At 64.7% G+C, this 12,047-nt stretch carries 11 protein-coding genes; 8 read left to right on the top strand and 3 right to left on the bottom strand.

Annotation, left to right across the window (positions count from 1 at the left end; all coding sequences use genetic code 11):
- Positions 1-2 precede the first annotated feature (2 nt).
- The 3 genes from M1247_RS25205 to M1247_RS25195 form a co-directional block, all read right to left on the bottom strand.
- Entirely contained in the window at positions 3-1,061 is a 1,059-nt protein-coding gene (locus M1247_RS25205) for an ABC transporter permease (RefSeq protein WP_317159143.1), read from the bottom strand.
- A gap of 19 nt (positions 1,062-1,080) precedes the next feature.
- The gene (locus M1247_RS25200) at positions 1,081-2,070 is read right to left on the bottom strand and encodes a substrate-binding domain-containing protein (RefSeq protein ID WP_317159142.1); all 990 of its coding nucleotides are present in this window, start codon (positions 2,068-2,070) and stop codon (positions 1,081-1,083) included.
- 230 nt (positions 2,071-2,300) lie between these two features.
- Positions 2,301-3,029 carry a GntR family transcriptional regulator gene (locus M1247_RS25195; protein WP_410506937.1) on the bottom strand — a complete coding sequence of 243 codons (729 nt, stop codon included), beginning with the start codon at positions 3,027-3,029 and terminating at the stop codon, positions 2,301-2,303.
- A gap of 216 nt (positions 3,030-3,245) precedes the next feature.
- Here M1247_RS25195 and iolC point away from each other — a divergent pair, with 216 nt between their 5' ends.
- Genes iolC through M1247_RS25155 form a run of 8 tightly spaced genes read left to right on the top strand, consistent with a single transcriptional unit; the run spans position 3,246 to position 11,598 of the window.
- Positions 3,246-4,223 (top strand): 5-dehydro-2-deoxygluconokinase, encoded by a 978-nt coding sequence (gene iolC / locus M1247_RS25190; RefSeq protein WP_317159141.1) that lies wholly within the window; start codon positions 3,246-3,248, stop codon positions 4,221-4,223.
- Complete coding sequence (locus M1247_RS25185) at positions 4,216-5,100, top strand: Cgl0159 family (beta/alpha)8-fold protein (RefSeq protein WP_317159140.1); 885 nt, start codon at positions 4,216-4,218, stop codon at positions 5,098-5,100. The genes iolC and M1247_RS25185 overlap by 8 nt, the downstream gene beginning before the upstream one ends.
- 2 nt (positions 5,101-5,102) lie before the next feature.
- The gene (gene iolB, locus M1247_RS25180; RefSeq protein ID WP_317159139.1) at positions 5,103-5,975 is read left to right on the top strand and encodes a 5-deoxy-glucuronate isomerase; all 873 of its coding nucleotides are present in this window, start codon (positions 5,103-5,105) and stop codon (positions 5,973-5,975) included.
- 3 nt (positions 5,976-5,978) lie between these two features.
- Positions 5,979-7,928 carry a 3D-(3,5/4)-trihydroxycyclohexane-1,2-dione acylhydrolase (decyclizing) gene (gene iolD / locus M1247_RS25175; protein WP_317159138.1) on the top strand — a complete coding sequence of 650 codons (1,950 nt, stop codon included), beginning with the start codon at positions 5,979-5,981 and terminating at the stop codon, positions 7,926-7,928.
- Positions 7,929-7,936: 8 nt separating this feature from the next.
- Complete coding sequence (locus M1247_RS25170; RefSeq protein WP_317159137.1) at positions 7,937-8,842, top strand: sugar phosphate isomerase/epimerase family protein; 906 nt, start codon at positions 7,937-7,939, stop codon at positions 8,840-8,842.
- A 7-nt stretch (positions 8,843-8,849) separates the two neighbouring features.
- Positions 8,850-9,869 carry a Gfo/Idh/MocA family protein gene (locus M1247_RS25165; RefSeq protein ID WP_317159136.1) on the top strand — a complete coding sequence of 340 codons (1,020 nt, stop codon included), beginning with the start codon at positions 8,850-8,852 and terminating at the stop codon, positions 9,867-9,869.
- 3 nt (positions 9,870-9,872) lie between these two features.
- Positions 9,873-10,748 (top strand): sugar phosphate isomerase/epimerase family protein, encoded by an 876-nt coding sequence (locus tag M1247_RS25160; protein ID WP_317159135.1) that lies wholly within the window; start codon positions 9,873-9,875, stop codon positions 10,746-10,748.
- A gap of 7 nt (positions 10,749-10,755) precedes the next feature.
- A complete protein-coding gene (locus M1247_RS25155; RefSeq protein WP_317159134.1) occupies positions 10,756-11,598 on the top strand; it encodes a sugar phosphate isomerase/epimerase family protein in 843 nt (280 codons plus the stop codon).
- The last annotated feature ends 449 nt before the right edge of the window (positions 11,599-12,047 follow it).

The following is a 12,047-nucleotide window of genomic DNA, read 5'->3' as shown; positions in this document are numbered from 1 at the left end:
ACTTACCTTTTCGCTGCGTAGTTGCGGACAACGTTGTTGGCGATCACCGCGAACAGCAGCATCGCGCCGAGGAAGAACTTGAACCAGTCCGGGTTCCAGCCGGCGTAGACGATGCCCTGGTTGGTCATACCGAATATGAACGCACCGATCAGCGTGCCGATCGCAGTGCCGTAACCGCCGGTGAGCAGACAGCCGCCGATGACCGCGGCGATGATGTAGAAGAACTCGTTGCCGATGCCCTGGCCGGACTGGATGGTGTTGAACGCGAACAACAGGTGCATGCCGACGAACCAGGCGCAGAAGCTGACCACCATGAACAGGCCGATCTTGACCTTGGTGACCGGGACGCCGACCGCGCGTGCACTGTCCTGATTTCCGCCGACCGCGAAGATCCAGTTGCCGACGCGAGTTTTGAAGAGCACATAGGTGGCGATGAGCGCGAACAGGATCCACCACACCACGGTGATGCGCACCGATACCCCGAAGACGTCGAACGATGAGGCGAAAACGGCCTTGCCGGACTCGAATCCCTGCATATCGGACACGCTCGGGGTGGCGACCTGGCCGGAGACCAGCTTGGTCACGGCCAGGTTGATGCCGGTCAACATGAAGAACGAACTCAGGGTGATGAGGAACGACGGGATCCTCGTCTTCATCACCATGTAGCCGTTGAAGAAACCGACGACCAACGACACGACGAGCGCCAGCACCGCCCCGGCCCACAGATTCAGATGCAGGTTGTAGCTCAGCATCGACGCCGCGAGCGACGCGGTGGTGACGGCGACACCCGCGGACAGGTCGAATTCACCGCCGATCATCAGCACACCCACGCCGACCGCCATGATGCCGATGGTCGAGCTGGCGTACAGCACGGTGGCCAGGGCCTCAGGGGTGCGGAATGGCGGAGCCACGATCAGGAACAGGACGAAGATCCCGATCGCGCCGACCAGCGCGCCGACCTCGGGACGAATCATCAAGCGCTGCAGCTTGTTCTGCTCCTTGACCCGTTCGTCGCGGACGACTTTGTGGGTCTCGAGGTCGAGATCTGCTTGCGTAGTCATCATTTCTCCGATTCGGCGGCTAACGAGTGCCGGACTTGGCCAACTCGGCGATCGCGCCGATGTTGGAGCTGTCGATGAAGGACGGGCCGGTCAGCGTGGCCTGCCCGCCGCCGATGGTGTTCTTGTTGTTCAGATACAGCCACAGCGAGTCGATGGCGAGGTAGCCCTGCAGGAACGGCTGCTGGTCGACGGCCCATTGCACCTGGCCGTTCTTGATCATGTCGACAAGTGCAGCGTTGGTGTCGAAGGTGACCACTTTGGCTTGGCTTCCGGCGTTACCGACCGACTGCACGGCCGCTTGGGCAATGGGCGCCCCGAGGGTCACGACATGGTCGATGGTCGGGTCCTGTTGCAGCTTGGCGGTGATGGTGGACTCCACTGACGGCATATCCTTGCTGTTGACGTTCAGGATCTCCATCTGACCCTTGAACCCCTCCCGCACACCGGCGCAACGGGCCTCCAGCGACACCTGGCCCTGCTCCTGGATGACGCAGAGCGCCCGCTTCGCACCGTCCTGGTTGAGGCGGTCACCGGCCGCGACGCCGGCGAGCTTCTCGTCCTGGCCGAAGTACTGCTGGACGCCCATGGCTTTGAAGTCGGCGAAGCCCGAGTTGAAGGCGACGACGGGGATGCCCGCATCGAGCGCCTTCTGGACCGCCGGCGCCATGGCCTGAGGCTTGGCCAGCGTCAACGCGATTCCGTCGACCTTGCTGTCGATCGCGCTCTGCACCAGGTTGGCCTGGCTGGGGGCTTCCGGATCACTCGAGTACCGCAATTCGATGTTGTCCTTGTCGGCTGCGGCTTGCGCGCCCTTGCGGATCAGGTCCCAGAAAGAGTCACCGGGTACTTCGTGGGTGATCATCGCGATCGTCGCACGCGGTGTGTTCGCCTGCCCGGCGCCCATACCGTCACCGTTGCTCTCCGGCTTCCCACCCGTGCTGGAGCATGCGCTGGCCCCCAACACGAGCAGGCTCGCCGCGGCGGCCGCCATGAGCCGACTGAACCTCATTGCTTCTCCTTGTCATCGACCTCACCGCGGTGCTTGTGCGTCCGGCTTCCGGAGCCAAGCGGCACGGCCTCACCGCTGATGTAATACGGCTCACATCTGAATGTCAAGACTTTGTTCTGACATTAGGACTGCATATCAAATGCACCAGCAGGCGGCTGGTGAACACCAAGCCGCCGCAAATGCGCCGAGTGTCGCGAAAAGGACAGGAGGAAAGCTGCTTTGAATATGTCCTAGCGGTCGACGAGCGTGGTCTCGAAGTAGTAGCGCGACGCGCGGTAAGCGTGGCTGCCGAACTCCACGATGCGGCCTGAGTCGTCGAACGCGGTGCGTTCCATCACCAGCAGCGGCGCTTTCGGCTTCTCGTCGAGCAGTCGCGCCTCTTCCCGATCAGCCGCCTTGGCCCCGATCCGCTGCCTGGCCAGCCGGATGTGCACGCCGCGTGAACGCAACGACTGGTACAGGCCCGCGCGTTCGAGCTCCTCGCGGTCGGGCGCGATCGCCGCAGGTAGATGGTTTGTCATGAGCGCCAGAGGCTGTCCGCCCGACGAGCGCAGCCTGCGCATCATCACCACCTCACTGCCCACTTCCAGGTTCAGCCGCTCGGCGATGTCGTCATCCGCCGGACGCACCGAGTAGTCCAGGACCTTGGTGGCCGGCTCCTGACCGGCCCTCGTCAGATCGTCATACAGGCTCGTTAGTTCGACCGGACGATGCACAGGGGTCTGCACCACCTGGGTGCCGACGCCGCGCTTTCGCACCAGCATTCCCTTGTCGACCAACTCCTGGATCGCACGGCGCGTGGTCGGCCGCGACAAATTCAGTCGACTGGCCAGCGCAAGCTCGTTCTCAAAACGGTCGCCCGGCTTGAGTTGTCCGTCCAGGATTGCCTTTTCGAAGACCTGCGCGACCTGGTAGTACAGCGGCACCGGACTCGAGCGGTCGAGTTCGACAGACAGCATCGGGGTCACCTTCGCTCCGATCCTCACGTGCTCCGCACGGCGTTCGCTTGGAGTGACTGCTCAGCGTACCTGCTAATGACTGGAAGTAAGAATGTCCGAACAAAGTCTTGACAGCGTGCGGCGTAAGGGAGCACAGTCGTCAACGGGAGCCGGTGGACCCGTCGCCGCTCACGCTCGTAGCCAGCCACATCTGCACATCGCACCCGGGAGTCAGTCGTGACCGATACGGTTAACCAGGCATTCGATGTCCTCGCCATCGGGCGCAGCGGTGTCGACATCTACCCGCTTCAGGTCGGCGTGGGTCTCGAACACGTCGAATCATTCGGAAAGTTCCTCGGCGGTAGTGCCGCCAACGTCTCGGTCGCCGCCGCGCGGCTGGGGAATCGCAGCGCCCTGATCTCCGGTGCAGGCAACGATCCGTTCGGCCGTTTCGTCCGTAACGAGCTCGCCCGTCTCGGCGTCGACAACCGGTTCGTCACCACCCATGACGAGTACCCGACCCCGGTGACCTTCTGCGAAATCTTCCCACCCGACGATTTCCCGCTGTACTTCTACCGCAAGCCGTCAGCTCCCGATCTGCAGGTCCGAGCAGACGAGATCGACCTGGACGCCGTACGCAACGCCCGGCTGTACTGGTCGACGGTCACCGGGCTGTCTGAAGAGCCGAGCCGCAGTGCGCATTTCGCCGCGTGGGATGCCCGCAATCGGGCGCCGCTGACCGTGCTGGATCTCGACTACCGCCCGATGTTCTGGGCCACCCCGGCTGCGGCCACCGAACAGGTGCAACGCGCACTGCAGCACGTCACCGTGGCGGTCGGCAACCGTGAGGAATGCGAGATCGCCGTCGGTGAGACCAACCCGCACAAGGCCGCCGACGCGCTGCTCGACCTGGGCGTGGAGTTGGCCATCGTCAAACAGGGCCCGCGTGGTGTGCTGGGCAAGACCAGGCACACCGCGGTCACCGTCGCGCCCAACGAGGTCGAGGTGGTCAACGGCCTCGGCGCAGGCGATGCGTTCGGCGGCAGCCTGATTCACGGCTTGTTGCACGACTGGCCATTGGAGAAGACGCTGCGCTATGCCAATGCCGCGGGCGCCATCGTGGCCTCCCGGCTGGAATGCTCGACCGCAATGCCGACCGCCGCCGAAGTGGCCGAGCTCGCCGAACGAACCGCGGACGAGGCCGTGAATGTCTGAACCGACCGTGTGTAAGAGCTACACCGAGATCACCGAACTGCGCGCAGCCGAGCCCGCCGCGGTCGCCGCCGCCTGGCAACAGCGCAGCACCCGACCGACCGTGCGTGGTGACGGCAAGCTGATGATCGTCGCCGCCGACCACCCGGCGCGCGGCGCGCTCGCCGTCGGGTCACGGCCCACCGCAATGAACAACCGCATCGACCTGCTGGACCGGCTGCGTGCCGCGCTTGCCGATCCCGGGGTGGACGGCGTGCTGGCCACCGCGGACATTCTCGACGACCTGCTGCTGCTCGGGGCGCTGGAGGACAAGGTGGTGTTCTCCTCGTTCAACCGTGGCGGGTTGGCCGGCTCGACGTTCGAACTCGATGACCGGATGACGGGCGCCACCGCGGCGTCGACCGCAGCGGCAAAACTGAACGGCGGAAAGATGTTGTGCCGCATCGATGTCGATGATCCCGGCACGGTATCCACAATGGCCGCCTGCGCCAAGGCCGTCGACGAGCTCGCCGCCCACGGCCTGATCGCCATGCTGGAGCCGTTCCTGTCCACCCGGGTCGAGGGCAAGGTCCGCAACGACCTCTCCCCCGACGCGGTGATCAAGTCCGTGCACATCAGCCAGGGCCTCGGATCCACCTCGGCCTATACCTGGATGAAGTTGCCGGTGGTGGCCGAGATGGACCGGGTGATGGAAGCGACGACGTTGCCGACGCTGCTGCTGGGCGGTGACCCGGCTGACCCCGACGAGGCGTTCGCCAGCTGGGAGAAGGCACTGACGTTGCCGTCGGTCCGGGGGCTCATCGCCGGACGTACGCTGCTGTACCCAGCCGATGACGATGTCAGTTCAGCGGTCGCGACCGCGGTGAAGATGGTGAGGTGACCGTGGACAACAGCTTGTACATTCCGGCGAACAGCGCAGCGTCTCCGTACACCGTCGACATCACCCCCGAATCAGCAGGCTGGGCCGAATCCTCGCTGCAGGTGGTCGATCTCGGCGAGTCCGGCTCGGTGGCCCGGTCCACCGGCCAGACTGAGCTGATGATCCTGCCGCTGGCCGGCGGCGGCGCCGTCGAATGCGCAGGCGAGACGCTGGAGTTGTCCCCGCGTGCCTCGGTTTTCGACGGGCCGGCCGACATGGTCTATCTCGGTATCGACCAGAAGTACACGCTGACCGGTCACGGCCGCATCGCGATCTGCGGCGCTCGCGCCGCACGGTCGCTCCCGAACCGGCGCGTTGCCGCCGCAGATGTCGCGGTCGAACTGCGCGGTGCGGGCAATTGCAGCCGGCAGGTACACAACTTCGGTACCGCAACCGCATTCGAGGCGGATTCGCTGATCGCCTGCGAGGTGATCACTCCCGGCGGCAACTGGTCGAGTTATCCCGCGCACAAGCATGACGAGAACACCGACGTCGAAACGCAGCTGGAGGAGATCTACTACTTCGAGGTCGACGACAGCCCGGCCGGCACCCCCGGCTTCGGCTACCACCGCGTGTACGGCACCCCGCAACGCCCGATCGAGGTGCTCGAAGAGGTGCGGACCGGCGATGTGGTGCTGGTGCCGCACGGCTACCACGGCCCGTCCATCGCAGCGCCGGGCCACCACATGTACTACCTCAATGTGATGGCAGGCTCCGGTCCGAATCGGGCCTGGTTGATCTGTGACGATCCGAACCACACCTGGCTGCGGAACAGTTGGGAACACCAGGAAATCGATCCCCGGTTGCCGTTCGGCAGCGCACGAGAAGGAGCCTGACCGATGGTCTCCACCGCACCGAAGTCCACCGAGAAGCTTGCCGACACGGAGGCCACCGTGCGACTCACGGTGGCTCAGGCCACGATTCGGTTCCTGGCCAACCAATATGTCGAGCGGGACGGCGAACGCAACAAGTTCTTCGCCGGCTGCCTCGGCATCTTCGGCCACGGCAACGTGGCCGGCCTCGGCCAGGCGTTGTTGCAGGATGAAATCGACGCAGCCGAGGCGCACACCGAGCCCGGACTCAGATACGTGCTGGGCCGCAACGAGCAGGCCATGGTGCACACCGCTGTCGCCTACGCCCGGCAGAAGGACCGGCTGCAGGCCTGGGCGGTCACCGCCAGCATCGGCCCTGGCTCGACCAATATGCTGACCGGTGCCGCATTGGCCACCATCAATCGGCTACCCGTACTGCTGCTGCCTGCCGATACTTTCGCCACCCGGGTCAGTGCCCCGGTGCTGCAGGAGCTCGAGCTGCCCTCATCGGGTGACATCACCGTCAACGACGCGTTCAAACCGCTGTCGCGCTACTTCGATCGGGTGTGGCGACCCGAGCAACTGCCCAGCGCGCTGCTCGGCGCCATGCGGGTACTGACCGACCCCGTTGAAACAGGAACAGCGACGGTTTCCATCCCCCAGGATGTGCAGGCCGAGGCCCATGATTGGCCCGAATCGCTGTTCGCCGAACGCACCTGGCATGTGGCGCGGCCGCTGCCTGAACGTTCGGTGATCGCCCGCGCCGCCGAGCTGATCCGTTCGGCCGCCAAACCGCTGATCATCGCCGGCGGCGGTGTCATCTATTCAGGCGCCACCGACGCCCTGGCCGCACTGGCCTCTCGTACCGGCATCCCCGTGGGCGAAACCCAGGCAGGCAAAGGCTCGCTACCTTTCGACCATCCGCAGTCGGTCGGGGCCATCGGCTCCACCGGTACCACGGCAGCCAACGCACTCGCAGCCGAGGCTGATGTGATCATCGGGATCGGCACCCGCTACAGCGATTTCACCACGGCGTCGCGCACCGCCTTCAACAATCCCGACGTTCGCTTCGTCAACATCAACGTGGCGTCGCTCGACTCGGTCAAGCAGAGCGCGATCAGCGTGGTCGCCGATGCCCGCGAAGGTCTCGAAGCGTTGCACGCCACCCTCGGGGATCATTCCGTCAGCGACGAATACCGTGCCCGCACAGTCGAGCTGGCCACCGAGTGGGATGTCACCGTGTCGTCGGTCTACGCGACCGAGGAGGGCGCGCCACTCAACCAGAACCAGGTGATCGGACTGGTCAACACGCTGTCAGACCCCCACGACGTAGTGGTATGCGCGGCGGGGTCGATGCCGGGCGATCTGCACAAACTGTGGCGGACCCGCGACCGCAAGGGTTACCACGTCGAGTACGGGTACTCGTGCATGGGCTATGAGATCGCCGGTGGCATCGGGGTACGGATGGCCGCACCCGACCGCGACGTGTTCATCATGGTGGGCGACGGCTCATACCTCATGATGGCCACCGAATTGGCGACCGCCGTGCAGGAAGGCGTCAAAGTCATTCCCGTCGTGGTCCAGAACCATGGATTCGCCTCCATCGGAGGCCTTTCCGAGTCGTTGGGTTCCCAGCGCTTCGGTACGGCCTACCGTTACCGCAGCCAGGACGGTCGTCTCGACGGCGCCACCCTGCCCGTCGACCTGGCGGCCAATGCGGCCAGCCTGGGCGCGGACGTCATCAAGGTCACCACTGCGGCCGAGTTCGCCGACGCCGTGAAAACCGCCAAGGGCGCCGACACCACCACGGTGATCCATGTGGAGACCGATCCGATGATCTTCGCCCCGGACAGCAACTCGTGGTGGGACGTGCCGGTCAGCCAGGAATCCACGCTGGCCTCAACGCAGCAGGCCTACCGGCGTTACGCGGACTGGAAGAAGGTCCAACGCCCATTCGTCAATCCGTCGGACCGTTGAGAGGGACCGTGAGCACGATTCTGGTGGGGTCCGCCCCCGACTCCTGGGGTGTCTGGTTCCCCGACGATCCGCAGCAGACCCCGTACACCCGATTCCTCGACGAGGTGGCCGCCTCCGGCTACCGGTGGATCGAACTGGGCCCCTACGGATATCTGCCCACGGACCCGCAGCAGCTCTCCGATGAGCTCGCCGCCCGTGGCCTGAAACTCTCCGCGGGCACGGTCTTCGAACATCTCCACCAGGACGACAGCTGGGACTCGGTGTGGTCACAGATCGAGGATGTCGTGAAACTGACCGCGGCCGTGGGCGGCAAGCATGTCGTGGTGATCCCCGAGATGTGGCGGGATCCCGCCACCGGAGCGGTGCTGGAGGATCGCAACCTCACCCCGGAACAGTGGCGGAAGAAGACTCAGGGGATGAACGCGCTGGGTAAGGCGATGTTCGAATCATACGGGGTGCGTGCGCAATACCACCCGCACGCCGACAGCCATGTCGACACCGAGGAGAACGTCTACCGCTTCCTGGACGGCACCGACGGTGCGTTCGTCAACCTGTGCCTGGACACCGGTCACATCTCGTACTGCGGGGGTGACAACATCGCCATCATCGAACATGCGCCGGAACGTATCGGCTACCTGCATCTCAAGCAGGTGGACCCGGAGGTGCGGGCCAAGGTGGAAGCCGAAGATCTGCCGTTCGGTCAGGCCGTCAAACTCGGCGCCATGATCGAGCCACCGCACGGAATCCCAGAGATGCCACCACTTCTCGCGGCCGTCGCGAAGCTCGGCATCGACGTGTTCGCGATCGTCGAGCAGGACATGTATCCGTGCGCCGCCGACGAACCCCTGCCCATCGCCAAACGCACCCATCGATATCTGGGCTCGTGCGGCATCCCGTCCGTTCGTTTCAGCTAGGAGCATCATGTCCGATCTTCGTGTCGCCGTCCTCGGTGTGGGCATCATGGGTACTGACCACGTCGAGCGGTTGTCGTCCCGCATCTCCGGTGCGCGGGTGACGGTGGTCAACGACTTCATCGCCGAAAAGGCCGAAGCCGTCGCGGCAGGCATCCCCGGCTGCCGCGCTGTCGCCGATCCGCTGGATGCGATCGCCGATCCGGATGTCGATGCGGTCGTGCTCGCCACGCCCGGGCCCACCCACGACAAACAACTGCTGGCCTGCCTGGAGCACGGCAAGCCGGTGCTGTGTGAGAAGCCGCTGACCACGGACGTGGAATCCTCACTGGAGGTGGTCCGTCGTGAGGCCGAACTCGGTAAGCGGCTGATTCAGGTCGGGTTCATGCGCCGCTTCGACGAGGAATACGACAGACTCAAGAATCTGCTGGACGGCGGCGAACTGGGCCGCGCCCTGGTGTTGCACTGCGTACATCGCAACCCCGCCGTGCCACCCAGTTTCGACAGCTCGATGATCGTCAAGGACTCTCTCGTGCACGAAGTGGACGTCACCCGCTTCCTGTTCGACGAGGAGATCACCTCCATCCAGATCCTGCGTCCGGCCACCAATCCAGGGGCCCCCGAAGGTATTCAGGATCCGCAGATTGCGATTCTGCGCACCGCCGGCGGCAAGCATGTGGACGTCGAACTGTTCGTCACCACGGGCGTCGCCTACGAGGTGCGTACCGAACTGGTCGCCGAAAAGGGCTCGGCCATCATCGGACTCGACATCGGGTTGATCCGCAAGGGCGCCCCCGGCACCTGGGGCGGCGAGATCACCCCCGGGTTCCGGGAACGGTTCGGCCGCGCCTACGACATCCAGTTCCAGCGGTGGGTCGATGCCGTCCGTAGCGGCGTCAACGTAGACGGCCCGACCGCGTGGGACGGCTACGCGGCCGCGGCGGTCTGCGCGGCCGGCGTCCAGTCACTGCAGTCTGGTGGGGTTGTCGAGGTGGACATGGTGGCCCGCGCCTCGATCCCAGGAGCCTGAGCGATGAGGATCGCCCTGGATCCCACCCCGTTCCACCACGACCACGAGCTGCTCGAACTTCCCCGGGTAGTGGCCGATCTGGGCTACGAATACCTGCAACTCACCCCGCATCGCGACTTCATCCCGTTTTTCAACCACCCGCGCGCAGACGACGAGTTGGTGGCGAAGTTCCGTAAGGCGTGTGCAGATGCGGGCATCGGCATCGCATCGGTGCTGCCGGTACTGCGCTGGTCCGGTCCGGATGAAGATGCCCGCGAGGCCGCAGTGCGCAACTGGAAGCGCGTCATCGAGATCACCGTCGACCTCGGCGTCAACGTCATCAACACCGAATTCTCCGGCAGGCCCGAGAAGTCCGAAGAGTCCGAGCGGGCGTTCTTCCGCTCGATGGAGGAGCTTCTGCCGGTCTTCGAAAGGGAGGGTATCGACGTCCGAATCGACCCGCACCCGGACGATTTCGTCGAAGACGGCCTTGAAGCGCTGCGCATCATCCGCGGGGTCAACTCCCCCAACATCGGCATGGTCTACGTAGCGTGTCACACCTTTCACATGGGGTCGGCGATGCTCGACATCATGCGTGCCGCAGGCGAAAAGCTACGCCTGGTGCACGTCGCCGACACCATGGACCATCACCGCTCCCACGGCCTGCGCTACATCACCAACCCGCCCGGGAATCCGGTGCGGGTACATCAGCACCTCAAGATCGGTGACGGTGACGTTGACTGGGACGAGTTCTTCGGCGGGTTGGCCGAGATCGGTTTCTATGACCGTCCCGACACGGTGATGGTGTCCTCCGTCTTCGCCGAGGACGAGAATTCGCCCGAGGTGTCGCGCTACCAGCTCGCCACCATGACCGACTACGTCGCCAAGTACCGCAAGTAGCCGTCACATGCCACAGTTGGTTGCCACCGCATGGACCAGCGCGGGCGATATATCCCCGATGGACAGCCCCGCTGTCAGTCCGGTACCGATCACTGAACGTGTTGCCGCAGTGGCGGATGCGGGCTATACGGGCCTGGGGTTGATCGCTGATGACCTGCTCGCCATCCGGAACTCCATCGGGTTCGCCGGGCTGCGCCGCCTGATTACCGACGCCGGACTCCAGCACATCGAGATCGAGTTGATCGAACGCTGGTGGATCCCCCGGGGCGCGCCAGGGCACACCTACGAGGTACGAGATCTGCTGTTCGAGGCCGCCGACGTGCTGACGCCCGCATTCATCAAGCTCGGCTCCGAGCAGGGGCCGCGCACAACGGATCCAGAGTCCCTGGTGGCGCCGCTACGGCAGCTCGCCGATGAGGCCGCCGCGCACGGCACCCGGGTGGCAATCGAGACCATGCCGTTCTCGATCATCGAGACCGTTCCCATGGGGGCCGAGATCATCAGGGCTGCCGAACATCCCGCGGCCGGACTGGTCGTCGACGCCTGGCATGTCTTCCGCGCCGGCACCTCCCTCGACGAGACAGCGACCGCGTTGGCGCCGGAAATGCTCTTCGGCGTCGAACTCAATGACGCGGCTGCCACGGTCCTCGGATCACTGTTCGAGGACACCGTCAACAATCGCTTGCTGTGCGGCGAGGGGATATTCGACCTCCCCGGACTAGTAATCCTGCTGCGCAGCCTGGGCTTCGACGGGCCCTGGGGTGTGGAGATCCTCTCGGCCGCGCACCGTGCCCTGCCGGTCAGCCAGGCAGTCAGGCTCGCGGCCGAATCGGCGATCTCGGTGCTCTAAGGCACGCGTTCGCCTAGCCATCTCTCATTGGCCCGATGATGCACCTCGCGGGGCAGTCTCGTCTGGATCACGGGCCGGTGCATCGCTTCCACCAAACCCCTGTTCGGCTACCCCGACAGACAGCCTCTCACCGAGACACGCGACGAACTGCAAGCCCAAGTCGACGACTTCGACACATCTACAACACCGAACGCCCCCGTCACGGAGCGGTCGGAACGGTGCCGTGGAAAAAACTTTAGGCACTTTGGTTTCAACAGTCACAGCAGTTCACATGTGTCCCATTATCGAGCAGGGCCACTCTGGCGGCGAACAGTTTTTGTCAGTGGTCGAATGTATGTTCGATGAATGGAGGGTGGTGTGGTCGCAGCGATGGCCGGGTTGCGGGCGGCGTTCGACGCGTTCGCCGCCTGCGAGGTCGAATCACTGACCCGTACTGAGCTGCTCGCCGT

The organism is Mycobacterium appelbergii, assembly GCF_032883035.1.
In the GTDB taxonomy this organism is placed as follows: domain Bacteria; phylum Actinomycetota; class Actinomycetes; order Mycobacteriales; family Mycobacteriaceae; genus Mycobacterium; species Mycobacterium appelbergii.
This window is presented reverse-complemented; position numbering and strand designations above follow the sequence as displayed.

Coding starts and splice junctions, on each gene's coding strand:
- M1247_RS25205 (WP_317159143.1), bottom strand. CDS start 1,061: ATGACTACGCAAGCAGATCTCGACCTCGAGACCCACAAAGTCGTCCGC.
- M1247_RS25200 (WP_317159142.1), bottom strand. CDS start 2,070: ATGAGGTTCAGTCGGCTCATGGCGGCCGCCGCGGCGAGCCTGCTCGTG.
- M1247_RS25195 (WP_410506937.1), bottom strand. CDS start 3,029: ATGCTGTCTGTCGAACTCGACCGCTCGAGTCCGGTGCCGCTGTACTAC.
- M1247_RS25185 (WP_317159140.1), top strand. CDS start 4,216: ATGTCTGAACCGACCGTGTGTAAGAGCTACACCGAGATCACCGAACTG.
- iolD (WP_317159138.1), top strand. CDS start 5,979: ATGGTCTCCACCGCACCGAAGTCCACCGAGAAGCTTGCCGACACGGAG.
- M1247_RS25165 (WP_317159136.1), top strand. CDS start 8,850: ATGTCCGATCTTCGTGTCGCCGTCCTCGGTGTGGGCATCATGGGTACT.
- M1247_RS25160 (WP_317159135.1), top strand. CDS start 9,873: ATGAGGATCGCCCTGGATCCCACCCCGTTCCACCACGACCACGAGCTG.
- M1247_RS25155 (WP_317159134.1), top strand. CDS start 10,756: ATGCCACAGTTGGTTGCCACCGCATGGACCAGCGCGGGCGATATATCC.